Origin of the sequence: Caproiciproducens sp. CPB-2 (assembly GCF_036287215.1) — a bacterium.
Taxonomy (GTDB): Bacteria; Bacillota; Clostridia; order Oscillospirales; family Acutalibacteraceae; genus Caproiciproducens.
Window position 1 is genome coordinate 2,444,118 of record NZ_CP142860.1, and the last position, 21,060, is coordinate 2,465,177.

Below are 21,060 nucleotides of genomic sequence, written 5' to 3' on the forward strand. Positions count from 1 at the left end.
TAAGGAGGATCGACCCGTGAAAAACAATCGTTTTGTCTATTTTGTGCTGCTCCCGATTTTTCTTTTATTGGCAGTCTTCTTCGTACTGCCCATTGCAGGCGGCCTTGCGATTTCCTTTTTCGATTACAACCCGCTCAGAGCCATCAACCATTTTATCGGATTTGAAAACTTCGGTAAGCTGATGTCGGATAAAATCTTCCTGAAATCCACCACAAACACGCTCGTATTTGTCGGCATTACCGTTACTCTGAATATATTCATCACCCTCGTGCTCGCGCAGCTGATCAGCATGCTGCCGTGGCCGAAATTCCGGAGCTTTTTCCGGGTGATCTTCTTCATGCCCTGCGTGGCGCCGCTGATCGCCTCCAGCGTGGTATGGGGCGGGCTCTATGCCACCAAGTACGGCCTGATCAACAATATGCTCAAAACCTTCTTCGGGATTTCCCCGGTTAACTGGCTGGGAACCGCAAGCTACGTGATGCCCGCCATCATTATTTTCACGCTTTGGGCCGATATCGGCTACAACATCATCCTGTTTTCCGCCGGCATGGACGGAATCCCGACGGATTTCTACGAGGCGGCCGAAATCGACGGCGCGGGCATGGTGAAAAAATTCTTCTATATCACCCTGCCGCTTCTGGGAAGAACCGTCAGCTTCGTCGTGGCCATGACGATTATCTCCCACTTCCAGATGTTCGCGCAGTTTCAGGTCCTTGCAAAGCTGGGCGGCCCGGAAAACTCGGGAAACGTTCTTACCTATTACATCTACAAAACCGCTTTCCAGACCAAGGATATGGGCTACGCGTCCGCAATCGCGGTCGTTCTCTTCGTTCTCATCATGATCGTCACAATCATTCAGCAGCGGCTCAACCGCGTGGAATGGGGGTATTAAGATGGCAAGCAATTCCAGAAAATACTACAAGCTGTATGTTGTGATCGCCGTCATCCTGATGGTTTTCGCCCTGCTCATTATTGCGCCCTACATCTGGATGATGCTCACTTCCTTCAAGAGCACCCGCGAGGTCCTGTACAACCCCGGAAAAGTCATGCCGATCAAATGGACGCTTTCCGGCTACCTCACCGTTTTGACAAAATCGCCGTTCTTCAGCTGGTTCAAAAACAGCGTGATCGTGTCCGTTACCGTTACGGCGGCGGTCATCTTTACAAGCACGATCACCGGCTATGTGTTTTCCAAATACCGGTTCAAGGGGAAAAACTTTCTTTTCTGGCTGGTGCTGAGCACCATGATGGTTCCCAGCCAGATCACCATGATCCCCCGTTTCCTGATTATCAATCAGGTCGGCCTGTACAACAGCCTGCAGGCGCTGATCATTCCTGCGATCGTATCCGGGTTCGGCATTTATCTTTGCCGGCAGTTCTGCGACGAAATCCCGGACAGCCTTTGCGAGGCCGCGAAGCTGGACGGCGCGGGGGATTTCCGAATCTACGCCAGCATCATCCTGCCGCAGCTGCGGCCCTGCATCGCGGCTTTAGCGATTTTCACCTTCCTGGATATCTGGAACGATTACCTGAACCCTCTGATCATGCTCTCCACACTGAAGAGCATGACGCTTCCTCTGGCGCTGACCTATTTCTCCGACGCGCATTCCACCGATATCAGCGCCGTCATGGCGGCCTCCGCGCTGATTATGCTCCCGGTGACCATCCTTCTTCTCTGCTTCCAGAAGCAGTTCATCAAGGGCGTTGCGATCTCTGGCATGAAATAAAGAAAAACAAGCATAGGCGGATCGACCCGTTTTCCGGGCGATCCGCCTGTTTTTATATTCCTATGCCGCAAAATGAGAAACGGCTGTATTGCCTAAGAAGAGAATGTCAGCCCATGCACACACGGACAACATGCTTTTGCCCGTCGCCGCACACCGGAAGGACGTTGCCCCGTACCGGTTCGCCGTCAAGCGTCATGCTTTTTACGCCTTTGCTCTTCCCCGCCGCATTGTCGATCTCGATCCGGTACGTGGAGCCGCGGAACTTGCGTTCCACCGTAAAACTGCCGAAATCCTCGGGAATACACGGATCGATTTCCAGTCCGTCGAACTGGGGCCGGATACCGAGAATAAACTGGGAGACGTTGTAAAAGCTCCAGGCCGCCGTACCGGTCAGCCAGGAATTTTTCGCCTCGCCGTGCCGCGGCGCGTCGCGCCCCGCGATCATCTGCGCGTAAACATAGGGTTCGGTGCGATGCACTTCACTGATCTGCTCCGTATAGGCGGGGCAGGTTTTTTTGTAAACGGAAAACGCCAGATCGCCGCGGCCGAGAACGGTTTCCGCAATGGAAACCCAGGGATTGTTGTGACAGAAAATGCCGCCATTTTCCTTATAGCCCGGAGGATAGGAGGATATTTCGCCCAGATTCAGCCGGTAAGAGGTATAGGACGGCCAATTCAGAACCAAACCGAATTCCGTGTCAAGATGCCGGTGCACGGAATCCAGAGCGCGCTGCGCCAGGCCTTCCTTTACGCCGACCCCGGCCATGACGCAGAAGCCCTGCGGTTCGATAAACAGCTTGCCTTCGTCGCATTCCCGGCTTCCAACCTTGTCCCCGAAGGCGTCGTAGGCCCGCAGGAACCATTCGCCGTCCCAACCGTCCTTGAGGATGGCGTCGGTCATATTGCGCACTTCGCGAAGCGCACGTTCCGCTTCCCCCGCGCAGCCCGACCGGCGCAGGATTTCGGCGTACGCCGGGCCGACCGAAACAAACAGCCCCGCGATAAACACCGATTCCGCGATCCCGCTTTCAAAGTTCGCGCAGGTCTGGAAGGATTCCCCGGGCGTTTTGGAAAAGCAGTTCAGGTTCAGGCAGTCGTTCCAGTCGGCGCGGCCGATCAGCGGAAGCCCGTGCGGTCCAAGGTTGTTCAGCACATGGTCAAACGAACGTTTCAAATGCTTTAGCAGGGGAACCTCCGTGCCCTCCGCGTTATTGAAGGGAACCTGCTCCTGCAGAACCGGCCAGTCCCCCGTTTCCTTCAGATACGCGATCACCCCGAAAATCAGCCACAGGGAATCGTCGTTAAACCCGCTGCCGACTTCATGGTTGCCCCGTTTGGTCAGCGGCTGGTACTGATGGTAGGCGCTTCCGTCCTCCATCTGCGTAGCGGCGATATCCAGAATACGGGTCCTTGCCCGGGAGGGAATCAAATGCACAAAGCCGAGAAGGTCCTGCGCGGAATCCCGGAAGCCCATCCCCCTGCCGATCCCGGACTCAAAATAGGAGGCGGAGCGCGACATGTTGAACGTCACCATGCACTGGTACTGGTTCCAGATGTTCACCATGCGGTTCAGCTTTTCATCCCGGCTGTCAAGGCGGAAATTGGAAAGCAGTCCGTCCCAGTACTCTTTGATACGGGACAGCGCGAAGTCCACCTGCGCGTCTGTGGAAAAGGCGCTTAGCAGCTTTTTTGCCGGCGTTTTATTGACAACATTCGGCGCTTCCCATTTCCGATCCTCCGGGTTTTCACAGTAACCCAGAACGTAAATCAGGCTTTTTTCCTCTCCGGGGGCAAGGGTCACCCGGACGCAGTGGGAGCCGACGGGCGCCCAGCCGCTTGCGACGGAGTTGCGGGGCTTCCCCTCAAGCACCGCGTCCGGCCTGTCAAAGCCGTTGTAGGCCCCTAAAAAGGATTCCCGGTCCGTGTCGAAGCCGTCGATCGCGGTGTTCACGCCGAACACCGCGTAATGATTGCGCCGCTCGCGGTATTCCGATTTGTGGTAAATCGCCCTGCCGTCCACTTCCACTTCCCCGATATTGAAATTGCGCTGGAAGTTCGTCATGTCGTCGTACGCGTTCCAAAGGCAGAATTCAACAAAAGAGAACACCTGAAAGCTCTTTGGCTCTGCGGAGGTGTTCTTCATCGTCAGGCGGGTTACTTCACAGTCCGCGCCGATCGGGACAAAAACGGTCTGCGTCGCCCGCAGGCCGTTTTTACTGGAATCGAAAATGCTGTATCCCAGCCCGTGGCGGCACCCGTAAGAGTCCAGCGGCGTTTTCGTCGGCGCCCAGCCCGGATTCCAGACGGTGCCTTGGTCATTTATATAAAAGTAACGCCCTCCCGCATCCGTGGGAACATTATTGTACCGGTACCGCGTGAGGCGAAGCATGCGTGCGTCTTTATAAAAGCAATATCCCCCCGATGTGTTCGAGATCAGTGAAAAAAAGTCTTCGCTTCCAAGATAGTTGATCCAGGGGTAGGGGGTGTCCGGCCGGGTAATCACATACTCCCTGCGGACGTCGTCAAAATATCCGAATTTCATAGGCAAGTTCCTCCCAATGCTTTGTTTGACTACAAATTACGAAAACGATTTAGTAATTTCACAAAACACGAAACCCATTTTCTTTATAGTAATAGGTATGACGGATAAAATCAAGTGTTTTTTAATATTCAGCATATTACACGAATATCAACCGTTATATTCTGCTGTTTTAAACCAAAGCAGAGGGATAGGACCCCAAAGCCCAGAATTTCTCATTATTCTATTGATTTTTTAAAAAATCTCTTGGTTTGCGAAATTTACGAAAACAGTTTCGTATATTATATTGATAATAGAAAAATAAAGACCAGCTTTGTCCATAAAATTTATCTGTAAATGAAAAATATTAAAAAATTTAATATTAATATTTAAATTACTATTGAAAAATTATGGAATTTGGATTATAATAACTTACGAAAACGATTTAGAAAATTTTTCAGACAGGGGAAAGTCATATGGCAAACATAAAAGAGATTGCGTTAAAATGCGGATTGTCCGTTTCAACGGTGAGCAAGGCGCTGAACAGCTACAGCGACATCAGCAAGGAAACCCGCCAGCGCGTTCTGAAAACGGCGGAGCAGTTCGGCTACTTCCCGAACTCCAACGCAAGGGCCCTGAAAACAAACCGTACCCATAATTTAGGAGTACTGTTTGTGGACGAAGCCCAGAGCGGACTGACGCACGATTATTTTGCCGCCGTTTTGGACAGCTTTAAGGTGGAAGCGGAAAAACACGGCTACGACATCACCTTTATCAATCACAATATCAATATCGGAAACCGGCCGATGACTTTTCTGGAGCACTGCAGATACCGTAATTTTGACGGCGTGTGTATCGCCTGCATCGATTTCCAGAAACCGGAGGTCGTCGAGCTGATCAGCAGCAGCACCCCCGTCGTGACCATCGACCATGTGTTCAACAACCATACAAGCATCAACTCGGCGAACGTTCGGGGGATGCACGAGCTTGTACAGTACATATATGACATGGGCCACCGGAGAATCGCCTATGTCCACGGTGAAAGAACGGCGGTCACCGAACAGCGTCTGACCAGCTTCTGCAAGTCGCTGATGGATTTGGGGATCGAGACGCCCCAGGAGTATCTTGTACGCGCGGCCTACCGCGACCCCACCGCTACCCGGCACAGCGTCAAACAGCTTTTGAGCCTGCCGAACCGCCCGACCTGCATCGTCATGCCCGACGATTACGCGGCGCTCGGGGGCATTGAGGCGATCGAGGCCGCGGGGCTGAGGATTCCGGAGGATATTTCCATTGCGGGATACGACGGAATCGCCCTTTCCCAGGTGATCAAGCCGCGGCTCACCACGCTGAAGCAGGACACGAAAATGCTCGGCCGCGAAGCCGCACGCAGGCTGATCGGCCAAATAGAAAACCCCCTTACCACCATAACGGAGAACGTTACGGTGATGGGCCAGCTGATAGAAGGCCAGTCCGTAGGAAGGGTGGATCCCTCCATTGAGTAAGTTTTGGCAGAGCGACTGCCATGCTGATACATTTTAGCGGATTGTCCGCCAGATTAAAGGAGGATTTCGTAAACATGAAAAAGGCAAGAAAAATCACCGCAACGCTTCTGGCTCTCGCGATGATGACAGGCGTCATGGCAACCGTTTCCGGCTGTCAGAGCGGACCGGCCGCATCGACGGCAGCTCCCGCTGAAAGCCAGGAAGCCGCAAACAGCGAAGCTCCGGCAGCGGAAGGAAAAACGCTCAACATTTGGTGCTGGAACGATGAGTTCCAAAGCAGGTTCAACGATTACAATCCGGAAGTGAAGGAAGTGGCCAAGGACAAATCCACCACTACCTTAAACGACGGCACCGTCGTCAAATGGACCATCAACCCAAATGACAACAACAACTATCAGAACAAACTGGATCAGGCGCTGCTTTCTCAGGAAAGCGCCGCTGCCGACGACAAAATCGATATTTTCCTGGTGGAAGCCGATTACGCATTAAAATATGTCGACAGTGAATACACATTGGATGTAAAGAAAGACATAGGGCTGACGGACAGCGACCTGTCCAACCAATACCAGTACACACAGGATATCGTCACCGACAAAAGCGGCGCCCTGAAAGGCACCACCTGGCAGGCGACCCCGGGCCTTTTTGCTTACCGCCGTTCCATCGCCAAAGCGGTGCTGGGCACGGACGATCCCGCAAAGGTACAGGAAGCCCTCTCCGACTGGGATAAGTTCAACAGTGTCGCGGCGCAGGCCAGCGCAAAGGGCTACAAGATGCTTTCCGGCTACGACGACAGCTACCGCACCTTCTCCAACAACGTATCCGCTCCGTGGGTAACGGACACGACGGCCACGGTTGACCCCAACCTGATGAACTGGGTCAAGCAGACGAAGGAATACGCGGAAAAGGCCTACAACAACAAGACCTCCCTCTGGGACGACAAATGGCAGGCCGACCAGGGTCCGAGCGGAAAAGTACTCGGATTCTTCTACTCCACCTGGGGCATTAACTTTACCCTGCTGGGCAACTCCCTGAAAACACCGGTCGCGGAAGGCGGCAAGGAAGAAGCAGGCAACGGCGTTTACGGCGACTATGCCGTCTGTCAGGGTCCGCAAAGCTACTACTGGGGCGGCACATGGATCTGCGGCGCCAAGGGAAGCGACAACCTCGGCACGATCAAAAATGTCATGAAGTCCCTCACCTGCGACGGAACGATCATGAAGAAGATCACAACCGACACACAGGATTATACCAATAACAAAGCGGCCATGGAAGAAATCGCGAACAGCGACTTCAAATCCGCGTTTCTCGGCGGCCAGAACCACATTAAGCTTTTTGCCGAAGTGGCGCCGAAGATCGACATGAGCAACGCCGGTCCCTACGATCAGGGAATGAACGAAAGCATGCAGAAATGCTTCAAGGACTATTTCAACGGCACGATCGACCTTGAAAAAGCAAAGGCAAACTTTGAAAAAACAGTCAAGGAAAAATATCCTGAGATCACAGAGATAAAATGGCCGTCATAACACTCGTTTTTTAAGCTGACCGCACGGCTGCCAAAGGGGGCTTCCCCCGGACCGCGGTCGTGCGGCTTTATTAGGGAAAGGGGGCTTCGACTTCATGAACGCTGAGAGTACGCCGAAAAAAAGGAAGCGCAGCCGCTACGCAAAATGGGGGTATCTTTTTATCGCTCCGTTTTTTATCGTATTTATTATCTTTTCACTGATCCCTCTGTGCTCCACCATTTATTACAGCTTCTTTCAATATTACCGCCAGGGGCTGAAAATTATTGGACCTACCTTTACGGGCATGGCGAATTATGTCAAATTATTTCAGACGGACCTGCCGAATTACCTGGGAAACACCCTTCTGATCTGGTTGATCGGCTTTGTCCCCCAGATCATCATCTCGCTGCTGCTGGCGGCATGGTTTACCAACCAGCGCCTGAACCTGCGCGGGCAGGGGTTCTTTAAAACCGTGATCTATATGCCGAATCTGATCATGGCTTCCGCTTTTGCCATGCTGTTTTTCGCGCTGTTCTCCGACAACGGCCCCGTCAACGGAAGCCTGGTGTCCCTCGGTATTTTCAGCCAGCCCTTCCGTTTTCTGGCCAGCATAGCCGGCACACGCGGCCTGATCAGCTTCATGAATTTCCTGATGTGGTTCGGAAATACCACGATTCTGCTGATGGCGGCGATCATGGGCGTCGACCCCGGACTTTACGAGGCTGCCGAAATCGACGGCGCCTCCTCCAACCAGATGTTCTGGCGGATCACCATTCCGCTGATCCGTCCCATTATGGCGTATGTCCTGGTCACTTCGCTCATCGGCGGCCTGCAGATGTTTGACGTGCCCCAGATTCTGACCAACGGCTCCGGTAATCCGGACCGCAGCGCGACCACGATGATCATGTACCTGAACAACCATATGTACAGCAAAAATTACGGGATGGCCGGAGCGGTCTCCACCGTGCTTTTCCTGATCTGCGCGGCGCTCTGCTTCCTGATCTATTTTATCACGACAAACAACGACGGCTTTGCCGGAAACAAAAGAAAAAGGGGTGTCCATGGATGAATAAGCGTTCTAAATCCGGCCAATCCGGACTTTCCGCCGCACGGGCCGCCTGTTATCTTGTTTTGGCCGTTCTCTGTTTTTTGTGCCTGTTTTTCTTTTACATGCTGCTGATCAACGCTTCCCGGAACACCTATCAGATTCAGCAGGGGTTCTCGTTTCTTCCGGGAAAATCCTTTGTCGTAAACCTGAAAAATCTTCTGAAAAACGCGAACATCCCCGTGCTGAGCGGTATTTATAACAGCCTTGTCGTCTCCGCGCTGACGGCGCTTCTGGCGTCCTATTTCTCGGCGCTGACCGCCTATGGGATTTACGCTTACGATTTCAGATTTAAGAAGACCGCTTTTACGGTTATTTTGCTGATTATGATGATGCCGACGCAGATTTCGGCGGTGGGCTTCGTCAATCAGATGCAGGCGATGGGGCTGCGCAATTCCCTGATTCCGCTGTTTCTGCCCTCCATTGCTTCTCCCACTGTGTTTTTCTTTATGAAACAGTACCTCGACAGCAATATGCCGATGGAAATCGTGGAGGCCGCGCGCATTGACGGCAGCGGCGAGTTCCACACCTTTAACACCATCGTGCTGCCGATCATGAAGCCGGCGGTGGCCGTACAGGCGATTTTCACCTTTGTGACCGCGTGGAATAACTTCTTTATTCCCGCCCTGCTGATTGACAAAGCTGACAAAAAGACTCTGCCCATCCTGATTGCGCAGCTACGCAGCGCGGATTTCCTCAAATTCGACATGGGGCAGGTCTACATGATGGTCACCATCGCGATCATTCCGGTCATCATGATTTACCTGATTCTCTCCAAATACATTGTGCGCGGCGTTGCGCTGGGCGGCGTAAAGGGATAACCGGTCCGCCGCAAAATAAACTGAGCTGGGGATGAAGCAAATGGGATTTCCTGAAAATTTCATCTGGGGCGCCGCAACCGCTTCCTACCAGATCGAAGGGGCCCCGCGGGAAGGGGGCAAAAGCGACTCTGTCTGGGATGAGTTCTGCCGTATTCCGGGCGCCGTTTTTGAAGGTCAGACAGGCGACGCCGCCTGCGACCATTATCACCGCTTCCGCGAAGATATCGCCATGATGAAACAGCTGGGCATCCGTGCTTACCGTTTCTCCTTCTCCTGGCCCCGCGTTCTGCCGGACGGAACGGGGGAAGTAAACGAGGCGGGCATGCGTTTCTATGAAGACCTTGTAGAGGAACTCCTGCAAAATCAGATTACACCCTATGCCACTCTTTTTCATTGGGATTATCCGGCCGTCCTGCAGAAGCAGGGCGGCTGGCTGAACCCACAGAGCCCGCTGTGGTTCGAACAGTATGCCGAAACCATCGCGAGACGATTTAAAGGCAAAATCCATCACTATTTTACCATCAATGAGCCGCAGTGCTTTATCGGACTGGGCTACGGCCGCGGCACGCATGCGCCCGGCCTGAAGCTTTCCGCCGCGGATAATTTTCTGGCGGTCCACCACGTCCTGCTGGCGCACGGAGGAGCTGTCCGCGCGCTGAGGGAATACGGCGGTCCTGTCAGTGTGGGACTGGCGCAGTGCGGGCGGATTTTCGTTTCGCAGACCGACCGGACCGAGGATGCCGAAGCCGCGCGGCGCGCTACCTTCGAGGTCCCCGGCGACTATCTTGACGCGCTTTTCAGCGTCTCCCTCTGGAGCGACCCGATCCTGAAGGGGGAGTACCCCAAGGACTTCCTGCAAAAATTTCCCGATGTACTGCCCGAAATCAGCGCAGAGGATATGGAGCTCATCCGTCAGCCAATCGATTTTTACGGGCAGAATATTTACCACTCCGCCCGCGTCCGGGCGGTGAAGGACGGCTGGGAGCCTGTGCCGTTCCCCGTGGGGATGACAAAAACGGCCATGAACTGGCCCGTAACCCCGGAATGCATGTACTGGTGCAGTAAATTCCTGTATGAAGAATACCGCAAAAAAATCATTATCAGTGAAAACGGGATGTCCGCCCACGACGCCATCTCCCTGGACGGGCGGGTACACGACCCGAACCGGATCGATTATCTGCGCCGCTATCTCCGTTATTTAAGGATGGCGGTAAATGAGGGTATTGATGTCGCAGGTTACTTTGTCTGGTCCCTGATGGATAATTTTGAATGGGATTCCGGTTATCACGAACGCTTCGGTATCATCTATGTCGATTACGAAGCACAGCAGCGAATCCCGAAGGACAGCGCTTACTGGTACCAAAAAATGATAGAACAAAACGGAGAGAGGCTCTGAAAAGCCTCTCTCCGTTTTGTTCGTATCCATTCAGTCCGGTTCCAGCAGTTGTGCAAACGAATCAATATACCGATCCGCTTCCCGGAGGATGGTCTCTTTTTCATAGTCCGAGTACGGGTCGTAAACCCCGCAGGTCCGGAAGCCGCCTGCCTTCGCTCCCCGGATTCCCGCCGAAATGTCCTCGAACACCACGCAGTCCCGCGCGGAAAGGCCGAGCCGCTGCGCCGCCAGAAGATAGATGTCGGGAAAACCCTTCCCCCTCTCCACCTCGCCCAGATGGGCAAAAGCGTCGAACAGGTCAAAAACGCCGTTGTTTTTCAGCGCCGGCTCGTACAGTTCGGGGGCCTGCGCAGTCGCGACCGCCAGCCTGACCCCCCGGCTTTTCAATTTCCGGAGGAATTCCCCGGCCCGGGGCTTCAGCGCGATTTCAAAACGGTATGCCTGTTCGGACATTTCCTTCCAGTCGCGGATGACCTCCGCCGCCGTTTCCGGCAGGGAAAACCGCGCGATGGTGTACGCCGCCGCGTCCCGGTAGTTCATAGGCGTAACCTTTTCGACATAGTCGTCCGGCAGGGGGATTCCCCGTTTCGCAAGGAACCGCTGATCGATCTGCGCCCAGATTCCCATGGACTCCAGCAAGGTGCCGTCAAGGTCAAAAATCGCGCCTTTCAATTCCTTCATGGATTCCCTCCCTGGAAAATCTGTAAAAGCCCGCGGGCGGCTTCGCGGATGTCGGGCTGTGCGACCACCGCGGAAACCACCGCTAAGCCGTCGATCCCGGTCTTGCAGAACGCGGGGGCGGTTTTCCGGTTGATCCCCCCGATGACGACAATCGGGATCTGAACCGCCCTGCGGATGGCGTGCAGTTCTTCCATAGAGACGATTGCGGCATCCGTTTTCGTCCCGGTCGCGTACATGGCGCCCACGCCGAGATAATCCGCGCCATCCTTTTCGGCCCGAACGGCTTCTTCCAGAGTGGACGCGGACACCCCGATGATTTTTTCTTCCCCCAAAATACGGCGCAGCACGCCGCAGGGCAAATCGCTCTGCCCCACGTGCACGCCATCCGCGTCGACCGCAAGCGCAATGTCCAGCCGGTCGTTGATGATCAGAGGGACGCCGTAATGTTCCGTCACCTTTTTCACCGCGAGGGCCGTGTCGTAAAACAGGCGGGAGGGAATATTCTTTTCCCGCAGCTGGATGACCGTACAGCCCCCCTGTATCGCCTGCTCCACCGATTCCTCCACCGTAGGGGTGCTCATCAGTTCCCTGTCCGTACAGAGGTACAGGGAATAATCAATTTCAGATTTCATTTAGCTTCGCCTTCTCTTCCAATAAAACTGGATTCAGGCGGCTCAGCGCGTCGATCACGGCGATATGAAAGCTGCCGGTGCCGGTCTGGCCCGCCGCTTCGTACGCAAGCTCGCCCGCGATTCCCATGGAAGCGATTCCGGAGACCGCCGCCGTAAATCCGTCCCGCAGCGCGCCCGCGTAGGCGCCGACCAGCGCGGAGGTCATGCAGCCGGTACCGGTCACCCTGCTGAGCATGGGATGTCCGTTGCGTATTTTGACGACGCGCTTCCCGTCGGCAATCACGTCTACCGCACCGGTAACAGCAGCCGTGCAGCCCAGCTTTTCCGCAACGGCTTTTGCGACGGCAACCGCGTCGTTGCCGCCGTCGGCCTCGGAGGCATCCACTCCCTTCGTCGAAGCGCCCAGCCCCGCGACAAAGGAGACTTCGGAAATATTCCCGCGCAGGACCGTAAGCCTGACCTGCTCCAGGATTTCTCTGGTCGCGTCGTTGCGCAGTTTGGACGCACCCGCGCCGACCGGGTCAAACACGACGGGGATCCCGAGTTCGTTCGCTCTTTTCCCCGCCGCAAGCATGGAGGCGATGGTGCGCTGGTTCAGTGTGCCGATATTCAGCACCAGCGCGGAAGAAATAGCGGAAATATCGGCCGCTTCCGCAATGTCGTCCGCCATAATGGGCGAAGCGCCGATGGCAAGCAGCGCGTTTGCACAGTCGTTGACCGTCACATAGTTGGTGATATTATGTACCAGCGGAACCTTTTCCCTCAGGACACGGATTGCGTTTGATACTTCTTTGGTGATCTGATTCATTGTTTCATCCTCCGGATATTTATTTCTCTTTTATTTTTCAGAGCAGAATTCTACTTTTTTGCCTTCCAAAATCAGGTTGGTCGTACGGACGGCGCACATTTTTCCGCACATGGAACAGGTGTGGCGGTCGGCGGGAGGGGTGCTTTCAAAGTAGTCCCTTGCCTTCTCCCCGTCTATGGCGACCCGGAACATTTCGTCCCAGTCCATCCTGTGGCGCGCGTGTGCCATCTGATTGTCGAGGTCGCGCGCATGGGGAACGCCTTTCGCGATATCCGCCGCGTGCGCGGCAATTTTGCTGGCGATGATTCCCTCCTTGACATCGTTCAGATCCGGCAGGCGAAGGTGCTCCGCCGGGGTGACGTAGCACAGGAAATCCGCGCCGCTGGCAGCCGCAATCGCTCCGCCGATGGCGGAAGTGATGTGGTCGTAGCCGGGAGCGATGTCGGTGACCAGAGGTCCCAGCACATAGAACGGCGCGTTGTGGCAAAGCCGCTTCTGCAGCGTCATATTGGCCGCGATCTCATTCATGGCCATGTGTCCCGGGCCTTCCACCATGACCTGCACATTCTTTTCCCACGCGTGTCCGGTCAGGTTCCCCAGTTCGATCAGCTCCCCGATCTGCCCCGCGTCGGTGCTGTCGTCCAGGCAGCCGGGACGAAGCGCGTCGCCCAGGCTGATGGTCACGTCGTATTCGCGCAGGATTTCCAGCACTTCGTCATAGTACTCGTAAAACGGGTTCTCATTGCCCGTCATCTCCATCCACGCAAAAAGCAAAGAGCCTCCCCGGGAAACAATGTTCATGATACGGCCCTCCCTGCGGAAGCTCTCCACCGCGCGGCGGTTGATGCCCGCGTGAATCGTCATGAAGTCCACGCCTTCCTTCGCGTGCGCCTCCACCACCTTCAGAAAATCCTTCGCGGAGATTTCCAGCAAATCCTTTTCCAGATACCCGATCGCATCGTACATGGGCACCGTGCCGATCATCGCGGGGGATTTCGCAATCAGCTCCCGCCGGAAGGTATTGGTTTTGCCGTAATTGCTCAGGTCCATGATTGCTTCCGCGCCGAAGCGGAGCGCCATGTCCACCTTCTGCATTTCCACATCGTAATTTTTGCAGTCGCCCGAAATTCCCAGATTGACGTTGATTTTTGTTTTCAGTCCCGCGCCGATTCCTTCCGGGGACAGGGCCGTATGGTGAATATTGGCCGGAATGGCGACCTGCCCGGATGCCACCAGCTCCCGCAGCTTTTCGGGCTCCATGGATTCTTTTTCCGCCACCACGGCCATCTCTTTGGTGACAATGCCCTTTTTGGCCGCTTCCATCTGCGTGTGATATGTTCTCATTGTAATAATCCTCCGTTTTTATATAAATTGTAAAAATGATTGGTCGGGCCGTGACCTTTGCCGACCGGCAGCGCGTGCCGGATGGCTGTGGTAACGTATTCTTTCGCGGCGCCGACGGCCTCGGGAACGTCCATTCCGTTCGCAAGGTTCGCCGCGATGGCGGAGGAAAGGGTACAGCCCGTACCGTGGGTATTTTTTGTGGGAATCCGCTCCGTCCGAAACGGATGGATTTCTTCCCCATCAAACAAAATGTCCACCGCGTCGCCCTCCAGATGCCCGCCTTTGACCAGCACATGCCGGGGGCCCATGCTCCTCAGGACAGCCGCGGCTTTTTCCATATCCCCGACGGTGCGGATTTCCATGCCGGTGATGGCTTCCGCTTCCGGGATATTGGGCGTGAGCAGAAAAGCCTGCGGCAGCATTTCTGCTTTCAGCGTTTCCAGCGCGTCCGGGTGCATCAGGGCGCGGCCGCCCTTCGCGACCATCACCGGGTCCAGCACCACGCCGCCGGGCCGGTAAAAACGCAGCCTTTCCGCGACCGTCTTCATCTGCTCCGCGCCGGAAAGCATGCCGATTTTTACCCCGTCCACCGCGATATCTTCAAACACGGCGTCGATCTGGTCGGCGACAATCTGAGGCGGGATATCCTGAATGGAAATCACGCGGCTGGTGTTTTCCGCCACCACCGAAACAATGACGCTCATGCCAAAGGCCCCGTGCGCGGCAAAGGTTTTCAGGTCGGCCTGGATTCCGGCTCCGCCGCTGCAGTCGGAACCCGCAATGGTCAGTAAATTTTTGATAGCTAACTCCTCCTTCTGAAATAAAAAAATGCCCACCGTCAAGGCGAGCATAAAAGAACCGGATTGTGCTCCCTACGACAGCGTTAACTGACAGGTTCAAAGGGTCAGGTTTTACCTTCTCAACTCGGATGAGTCCCCCCGCGTCTATTTAATTAAAAAAGCGTCCACCCAAACAGGTGAACGCGAATCAGTCAACGTTCCCTACCTCGGTATTAGCCGACAGGTTCAAAGGGTCAGGTTTTACCTTCTCAACTCGGATGAGTCCCCCCGCGTCTATTTAATTAAAAAAGCGTCCACCCAAACAGGTGAACGCGAATCAGTCAACGTTCCCTACCTCGGTATTAGCCGACAGGTTCAAAGGGTCAGGTTTTACCTTCTCAACTCCATGAGTTCCCCCCGTTGTATTTTATTATATACTGTATTGGAATGCCTGTCAATCCGTCTTCCGTCCGTATTTTTCCACGCCGCTTTGGTACAGGGAACACCGTAAACGGAAGGAAACCGGCAGTCCGGCGAATTTTTTATCCCATGGAACCCATTATGAACGCTATTGGATAGCCTCCCTGCCGCGTTCCCCCGTACGGATACGGACGGCGTCGCTGATGTCGGAAATAAAGATTTTTCCGTCGCCGTATTCCCCGGTGTACGCCTTTTCGACGATGCTGTCCACAACCGTATCGGCCTGTTCGTCCAGAACGATCATTTCAATTTTGATTTTCGGCAGGAACTGGCAGTCGACCTCCGTACCCCTTACAAATTCCTTCCAGCCCTTTTGACTGCCGCAGCCCATGACCTGCATAATGCTCAGGCCGTTGAGCTGGAGAGAATCGAGGATTTCTTTGATATCTTCCAGCTGATCCGGACGTATAAACGCTTCAATTTTTTTCATATCTTCACCATTCTCATTTCTTAATCCATCCCGTTAAACGCCGGGTAAGCGGATTCCCCGTGCTGGGAAGCGTCGAGCCCCACATTCTCGTCTTTCTGGGAAACCTTGATGCCGCCCGTAACAGCCGAAGCGATGCTCCCGGCGATCAGGGTACCGACAACCGCGATGACAACGGTGATGGCGATTGCCGCAAGCTGGCGCAGGAACAGGTTCGCATTGCCGAAGATCAGCCCGTTCCACGCCGCCGCGGAATTGATGGATTTCTGCGTAAAAATACCCGTCGCAATACCGCCCCATATTCCGCCGACGCCATGGCACCCGAACACATCCAGCGCGTCGTCATAGCCGAATTTCGGCTTCACAACGGTAATGAAGAAATAGCAGATGGGACTGACCATGGCCCCGATGACCAAAGCCGCCCAGACGGGAACGAAGCCCGCTCCGGGAGTAATCGCCACAAGGCCGATCACCAGTCCGGTGGAAGCGCCCACAATCGTCGGTTTTCCGCTCGTGACCACTTCGATCATCAGCCAGGAAAGCATCGCCGCGGCAGCCGAGGTATTCGTTGTCAGAAAAGCGTGAACGGCAAGCTCGTTCGCTGCTAATGCGCTGCCCGCGTTAAAGCCGAACCAGCCGAACCACAGAAGCGCGGCGCCCATAAAAATCATCGGCGCGTTGTGCGGGCGGTAAGTCGCCTTGCCGTAATTTTTCCTCTTGCCGAGAAAGATGGCAAGGACAAGGGCGCTGACGCCGGAGCTGATATGTACCACGTTGCCCCCCGCAAAATCCACGGAACCGATGTCGAACAGGAACCCTCCGCCCCAGACCATGTGCGCAAGGGGATAGTAGACGATCAGGGACCAGATGGCCGTAAAAACAACGAGAGAGGAAAACTTCATCCTTTCGGCAACCGCGCCGGTCATCAGCGCGGGCGTGATGATGGCAAACATCATCTGGAAAACGGCAAAAGTCAGCGTGTTGGGGTAAGGAAGCGTTGTATCCGTAAAGCCATTAAAATTCATTCCCACCCATTTCAGATTTCCGATGATACCGGCGATATCCCCGCTGAAGGAAAGGGAAAAGCCGACCAGCACCCACAAAACGGAAGCCACCCCCATCAGAACAACCGAAGACATCAACGTATTGATAATATTTTTCCGCTTAACAAAACCGCCGTAAAAAAATGCCAGGCCCGGTGTCATAAGAAGTACCAGAGCTGAGGAGGTCAGCATCCACGCCACATCTCCATGATCCATGTTCAAACCCCTATTCTTTTGTTTTTTGCAGAAAAAATAAAAAGGTCAATAAAGCAATACATGAAAGTAAAGCTTTATTGACCTCATTGCCAATAAGACGCGTCGGCAGGCAGCCTTCTGCTCACGGCCGCCTTTATTACCAAAATATATTAATCTATTTTGGAGCATCTGTCAAGCGGAAAAATTCAAAATCAATCGTTCGAAGATTGTAACATTAAATGCGAAAGGTACATTTCACCAATTCAAAGGTGAAATCGTACCGGACGCATTTATTTTTTTGCCATAGAACAGCCGAAAGCGCAAGGAGGAAGCACGATGAAAGTTGCAACTATACAGGACGCTTGGAAAGAGGTCAACAAGATTTTCCCGACGGATTACGAGAAAGACGAAGATTCAAGCCGCCGCGCCGGATATGACATTTACAGACACCCGACACTTAACTACTATAACCGCATTTGTGATTTAGGTTGCAGGCTGGAAGTTCTCACGGGTGAGTACGGCGAAACCGTAACAAACATTTGGATTGAAGCGGAAGTTGCAGAGGAAAGCAACGAGAGCGGGACGGAAAATGCCGCCGCCCTCCCCGGCTACGGTGAAATGCTTGCCGAAAAAATCAGAACAACGACAACCGACTTTTCAAAGATAACCGACTTTGAAAAATTCCTCCTTGATAGAGGGTGGGCGTTCAAAACCGAAGAAGCGTTGCGGGCGGGATATGACAGGGCTTGGAAATGCTCACGCGGCATTCTTCTTACGGAAGATGAATTTGCCGCAGAAGCAGGAATGGGAATCAGCGATTTTTCACAATGGAGTGAGAACACGGCGGGAGAGGTTTACAACGCGCTTGCGGAGTTTGTAAAGGCTGGAAAACTCACCGCTTCCGAGGTTTACAGGTACGCATACCACAAATGGTGCTTGCGGAAGCCAGAAGCGATTGTTGCATATCAAGAGGGGCGCGACAAGTGGATAGTCAATAATTGCGACACGGAAATATCAGAGGACGAAGCAAAGGTTGCAGTAAATAGCGAATGGGGATTTGAAGCAAGCCGTATTAAGATCATCGGAACGCCCTATCATCAAAGGAAAGTGTATCCCTCCGTCGTGGTGACAGAACGATGGTAAATACAAGATTGGTGAAGCCGCGGGGCGGCTTCCGTCCCGCCGCGGGCGCGTGGCGGGGTCCGATGATAAAGCATTGCAAAGACCACAACGGCGGGAATCCGTCGGGGTGGTCATTTTCATGCAAGGTGGAATCTATACACGGCAAGGAGTTTTTTTATGAAGAACGCAGATTTTGAGCGGGTTTACGATTTCGGCAACCTATACGCCGGATTCCTGAAAGCCCGCCGGGGCAAGCGGGGAAAAGAAAGCGTCGCAAAGTTTGAAGCGAATTTGCTTGAAGCCCTCTGCCTACTTTCGGAATTGCTGAAAACAAAAACCTATAAGCCGTCCGAATATTTCGTGTTTCGGGTATATGAACCGAAAGAGCGAATTGTAATGACGAACGCATTCAAAGACAAGGTTGTTCAGCATTCCCTATGCGATAACATACTTGGACCCGCGTTTGAACGAAGCTTCATGATTGACAATTACGCTTCACAGACCGGGAAAGGCACGCACTACGGACTGTATCGGCTGGAAAATTTCATGCGTTCATATTACTTTGAACGTAAGTCACGCGCGGAACAGAAACGCCGGGAGGAGGGGTTGCCGCGGGTTTCTCCGCAAACGGGCGGGTATGCTGACGGATGGGTTTTGAAATGCGATATTTCAAAGTATTTCTATTCCATTCAGCACGAACCGTTGAAAAAGATGGTTCGCAAGTATATTCGGGACCCTAACATTTTGTGGCTTACTGACATGATAATTGACAGCACAGAAAACCCCGGAATACCTATCGGAAACCAAACTTCACAATGGTTCGCGGTCATGTACCTTTCGGGAATGGACCATTTTATAAAAGAAAAGCTGGGTATCCGCTTTTACGGGCGGTACATGGACGACTTTTATTTGATTCATGAGGACAAGGCATATTTGCAGTATTGCTGGGACGAAATCGAAAAGTACGTGACCGCGCTGGGGCTTTCCCTGAACAATAAGACGAATATTTTTCCGCTGAAAAACGGGATTGATTTTCTTGGGTTTCACACCTATTTGACCGACAGCGGAAAGGTGATTCGCAAAGTTAGGCGGGTGAGCAAGAACAATGTAAAACGAAGAATTAAGAAACAACGGAAGCTTCTCGACATGGGTAAAATTGAACTTTCTAAGGCGGAACAATCCTATCAAAGCTGGAGGGGTCACGCCCTGAAAGGCGACAGTTACCACCTTGTACGGGATACGGACCGCTATTTCAAAAACCAATTCAAGGAGAGTGAAAAGCAATGGCACAAGCATTAAGCGCGCTTGCAGTCGGCGCGCTGGTAAAAGATACCGGGACGCTTTACAACGGAAAATCTATCGTATGGAAGATCGTTGACAAGAATCATTCCGGCTATCCATCCGGGGCCGTTACCCTGATGACTGATAAAATTATTTCGCTGAAATGCTTTGACGCTATCGAATCGAGCAACAGCGACAGCAACCGCCGTTCCTACGGGAATAACCGTTACATTCAATCAAACATCCGACGCTTCCCCCACATGGGAGGACGTAACAAACGCCGTGATGGGAAGCAGTAAATTCTTTTTTGAGAATACGACCAAAACAGCCGCAGAATGGGGCTATAACTTCCGAATCAAGGTGAATCGGAACGGAGCAACAGGCGATTGTTTCATTGTTTCAGTGGGGGGGAATTTTGAATGAGCGTAATGCACAGAGAGGACAGCATAAAAGCGTTGAAAGGCCGCAAGACGCTTGAAGAACTGTCCGCGGAAAACGAGCAATTGCAAAAGGACAAAGAAAGCCTTGCAACGCAAGTGACGGACTTACAACTTGCCCTTTGCGAAGTCTACGAATTAGTAGAAACCACCCTTTCAAGCGGAGAATAAGGAGGCGGCAACTATGGAAAAGGTTTATGCAGACCTCATTAAAAAGGGGCTGAAAAGCATTGAAGAGGTCCCGGAGCGCATACGCGACGCGGTGCGCGCAATCGTCGAAGCCGAAAGCGGGAACACCGATGAATAGCGCGGTGTTCCTGTTTTTTGCAAAATTGTTTTGCCGAAAGGAGGTGGCGACAATGGCAGTTGTTTACGCGACCCTGATTGTTAAAAACAAAAAGACGCTGGAGCAGGTCCCTGACAGGCTGAAAGCCGAAGTTCAGGACTTGCTGGAAGCCCTCGAAATTACGCTTTAACAATCAGACATAACGAAGCCCCGGCGCGGTACTTCTCCGCGCCGGGGGCTTTTTGTGAGGTGAACTACATGGACGAATTGAACGGGCTTGTCGCCGCTATCGGTGTTATAAGTACCGTTTGCGCAATTCTGTTCGGATATGCGGCTTTCAACCGAAACCGAAAAAAGGACGATCAGCAGGGCGGAGAAAAAAGCGGGACCGTCTTAACCGAGATCGGCTATATAAAGTCGGGCATTGATGACATTAAGCGCAAACAGGAACGGCAAGAGGAAAAGCAGGAAGCACAGCACCTTGAAGTCATATCGCGGCTGACAAGCGTGGAAGCTTCTGCAAAACAGGCACACAAGCGGATTGACAGGCTGGAGGGCAACACAGAGTAAAGAAAGGTGGTGCGGGCAATGGGCTATTTGTTCAGCGTCGCCGCCGGGCTGATTGCCGGGGTTGCCGCCGTGTTGCTGATTGAATCGAGGAAAAAGAAGCGCAAACGCAGACGGCGCAAAAAAGGGGCCGCACACAAGGTTGAGTTTTCAAAAATCATCTTGTTTGCGGTCCTTTGCACGTACTTTGTGGGCTTATACGTCGGGGTAAAAATCGTTTATATCGACGTTACACAATTGGGCGTTTTGCTTGCCTACATCGGCACACCTACGGCAACCGCAATCGGCTTCTATTCTTGGAAAGCGAAAGCGGAAAACGTCGTCAAGATCAAAAAGGCAAACCCGGACGCAACCGAGGGAACGCCCGTTGATCTTAACAACATCATTCCGTAACGGAGGTCAAA

23 protein-coding genes and 2 riboswitches are annotated in these 21,060 nt (G+C 53.3%); of the genes, 15 read left to right on the forward strand and 8 right to left on the reverse strand.

The window, feature by feature from the left end:
- Positions 1-16 precede the first annotated feature (16 nt).
- Together VXK30_RS12125 and VXK30_RS12130 are read left to right on the forward strand one after the other, a co-directional pair.
- Positions 17-892: a carbohydrate ABC transporter permease gene (locus tag VXK30_RS12125; RefSeq protein ID WP_275713882.1), complete on the forward strand. Its 876-nt coding sequence runs from the start codon at positions 17-19 to the stop codon at positions 890-892.
- Position 893: 1 nt separating this feature from the next.
- A complete protein-coding gene (locus tag VXK30_RS12130) occupies positions 894-1,727 on the forward strand; it encodes a carbohydrate ABC transporter permease (RefSeq protein WP_275713883.1) in 834 nt (277 codons plus the stop codon).
- A 106-nt stretch (positions 1,728-1,833) separates the two neighbouring features.
- Here the strand turns inward: VXK30_RS12130 and VXK30_RS12135 are convergent, their stop codons facing one another.
- Entirely contained in the window at positions 1,834-4,269 is a 2,436-nt protein-coding gene (locus VXK30_RS12135; protein WP_275713884.1) for a GH36-type glycosyl hydrolase domain-containing protein, read from the reverse strand.
- Positions 4,270-4,721: 452 nt separating this feature from the next.
- Here VXK30_RS12135 and VXK30_RS12140 point away from each other — a divergent pair, with 452 nt between their 5' ends.
- The 5 genes from VXK30_RS12140 (at position 4,722) to VXK30_RS12160 (ending at position 10,574) form a co-directional block, all read left to right on the forward strand.
- Positions 4,722-5,750: a LacI family DNA-binding transcriptional regulator gene (locus VXK30_RS12140; RefSeq protein WP_275713885.1), complete on the forward strand. Its 1,029-nt coding sequence runs from the start codon at positions 4,722-4,724 to the stop codon at positions 5,748-5,750.
- Positions 5,751-5,824: 74 nt separating this feature from the next.
- A complete protein-coding gene (locus VXK30_RS12145) occupies positions 5,825-7,273 on the forward strand; it encodes a carbohydrate ABC transporter substrate-binding protein (RefSeq protein ID WP_275713886.1) in 1,449 nt (482 codons plus the stop codon).
- 94 nt (positions 7,274-7,367) lie between these two features.
- Positions 7,368-8,321 carry a carbohydrate ABC transporter permease gene (locus VXK30_RS12150; protein WP_275713887.1) on the forward strand — a complete coding sequence of 318 codons (954 nt, stop codon included), beginning with the start codon at positions 7,368-7,370 and terminating at the stop codon, positions 8,319-8,321.
- Positions 8,318-9,178, forward strand: a complete 861-nt coding sequence (locus VXK30_RS12155) for a carbohydrate ABC transporter permease (protein ID WP_275713888.1) — start codon at positions 8,318-8,320, stop codon at positions 9,176-9,178. The genes VXK30_RS12150 and VXK30_RS12155 overlap by 4 nt, the downstream gene beginning before the upstream one ends.
- Positions 9,179-9,218: 40 nt before the next feature.
- Entirely contained in the window at positions 9,219-10,574 is a 1,356-nt protein-coding gene (locus tag VXK30_RS12160) for a GH1 family beta-glucosidase (protein WP_275713889.1), read from the forward strand.
- Between the two features lie 30 nt (positions 10,575-10,604).
- On the opposite strand, the gene VXK30_RS12165 is transcribed toward VXK30_RS12160, so the two are convergent.
- The 7 genes from VXK30_RS12165 to VXK30_RS12195 form a co-directional block, all read right to left on the reverse strand.
- The gene (locus VXK30_RS12165) at positions 10,605-11,255 is read right to left on the reverse strand and encodes an HAD family hydrolase (RefSeq protein ID WP_275713890.1); all 651 of its coding nucleotides are present in this window, start codon (positions 11,253-11,255) and stop codon (positions 10,605-10,607) included.
- Positions 11,252-11,887 carry a thiamine phosphate synthase gene (gene thiE / locus VXK30_RS12170; RefSeq protein WP_275713891.1) on the reverse strand — a complete coding sequence of 212 codons (636 nt, stop codon included), beginning with the start codon at positions 11,885-11,887 and terminating at the stop codon, positions 11,252-11,254. The genes VXK30_RS12165 and thiE overlap by 4 nt, the downstream gene beginning before the upstream one ends.
- The gene (gene thiM / locus VXK30_RS12175) at positions 11,877-12,695 is read right to left on the reverse strand and encodes a hydroxyethylthiazole kinase (protein ID WP_275713892.1); all 819 of its coding nucleotides are present in this window, start codon (positions 12,693-12,695) and stop codon (positions 11,877-11,879) included. Before thiM ends, thiE begins: the two co-directional genes overlap by 11 nt.
- 30 nt (positions 12,696-12,725) lie before the next feature.
- Positions 12,726-14,039 carry a phosphomethylpyrimidine synthase ThiC gene (gene thiC, locus VXK30_RS12180; RefSeq protein ID WP_275713893.1) on the reverse strand — a complete coding sequence of 438 codons (1,314 nt, stop codon included), beginning with the start codon at positions 14,037-14,039 and terminating at the stop codon, positions 12,726-12,728.
- Positions 14,036-14,839: a bifunctional hydroxymethylpyrimidine kinase/phosphomethylpyrimidine kinase gene (gene thiD, locus VXK30_RS12185; protein WP_275713913.1), complete on the reverse strand. Its 804-nt coding sequence runs from the start codon at positions 14,837-14,839 to the stop codon at positions 14,036-14,038. Before thiD ends, thiC begins: the two co-directional genes overlap by 4 nt.
- 181 nt (positions 14,840-15,020) lie before the next feature.
- A riboswitch (TPP riboswitch) is annotated at positions 15,021-15,118 on the reverse strand.
- Positions 15,119-15,148: 30 nt separating this feature from the next.
- Positions 15,149-15,246, reverse strand: a riboswitch (TPP riboswitch).
- A 140-nt stretch (positions 15,247-15,386) separates the two neighbouring features.
- Positions 15,387-15,728, reverse strand: a complete 342-nt coding sequence (locus VXK30_RS12190) for a P-II family nitrogen regulator (protein WP_275713894.1) — start codon at positions 15,726-15,728, stop codon at positions 15,387-15,389.
- Positions 15,729-15,748: 20 nt separating this feature from the next.
- A complete protein-coding gene (locus VXK30_RS12195; RefSeq protein WP_275713895.1) occupies positions 15,749-16,984 on the reverse strand; it encodes an ammonium transporter in 1,236 nt (411 codons plus the stop codon).
- 315 nt (positions 16,985-17,299) lie between these two features.
- Between VXK30_RS12195 and VXK30_RS12200 the strand changes: the two genes are divergently transcribed.
- From VXK30_RS12200 to VXK30_RS12235, 8 genes are all read left to right on the forward strand, one after another.
- A complete protein-coding gene (locus VXK30_RS12200) occupies positions 17,300-18,106 on the forward strand; it encodes a hypothetical protein (RefSeq protein WP_275713896.1) in 807 nt (268 codons plus the stop codon).
- A 156-nt stretch (positions 18,107-18,262) separates the two neighbouring features.
- Positions 18,263-19,384 (forward strand): RNA-directed DNA polymerase, encoded by a 1,122-nt coding sequence (locus tag VXK30_RS12205; RefSeq protein ID WP_275713897.1) that lies wholly within the window; start codon positions 18,263-18,265, stop codon positions 19,382-19,384.
- A complete protein-coding gene (locus tag VXK30_RS12210) occupies positions 19,369-19,665 on the forward strand; it encodes a hypothetical protein (protein ID WP_275713898.1) in 297 nt (98 codons plus the stop codon). Before VXK30_RS12205 ends, VXK30_RS12210 begins: the two co-directional genes overlap by 16 nt.
- 120 nt (positions 19,666-19,785) lie before the next feature.
- Positions 19,786-19,974, forward strand: coding sequence for a hypothetical protein (locus tag VXK30_RS12215; protein ID WP_275713899.1), 189 nt, complete (start codon positions 19,786-19,788; stop codon positions 19,972-19,974).
- A 13-nt stretch (positions 19,975-19,987) separates the two neighbouring features.
- Positions 19,988-20,110 carry a CD1375 family protein gene (locus tag VXK30_RS12220; RefSeq protein ID WP_275713900.1) on the forward strand — a complete coding sequence of 41 codons (123 nt, stop codon included), beginning with the start codon at positions 19,988-19,990 and terminating at the stop codon, positions 20,108-20,110.
- A 52-nt stretch (positions 20,111-20,162) separates the two neighbouring features.
- Positions 20,163-20,279, forward strand: coding sequence for a CD1375 family protein (locus tag VXK30_RS12225; protein WP_275713901.1), 117 nt, complete (start codon positions 20,163-20,165; stop codon positions 20,277-20,279).
- A gap of 68 nt (positions 20,280-20,347) precedes the next feature.
- On the forward strand, positions 20,348-20,659 hold the full coding sequence (locus VXK30_RS12230) for a hypothetical protein (RefSeq protein ID WP_275713902.1): 312 nt from the start codon (positions 20,348-20,350) through the stop codon (positions 20,657-20,659).
- A gap of 18 nt (positions 20,660-20,677) precedes the next feature.
- On the forward strand, positions 20,678-21,049 hold the full coding sequence (locus VXK30_RS12235) for a hypothetical protein (protein WP_275713903.1): 372 nt from the start codon (positions 20,678-20,680) through the stop codon (positions 21,047-21,049).
- The last annotated feature ends 11 nt before the right edge of the window (positions 21,050-21,060 follow it).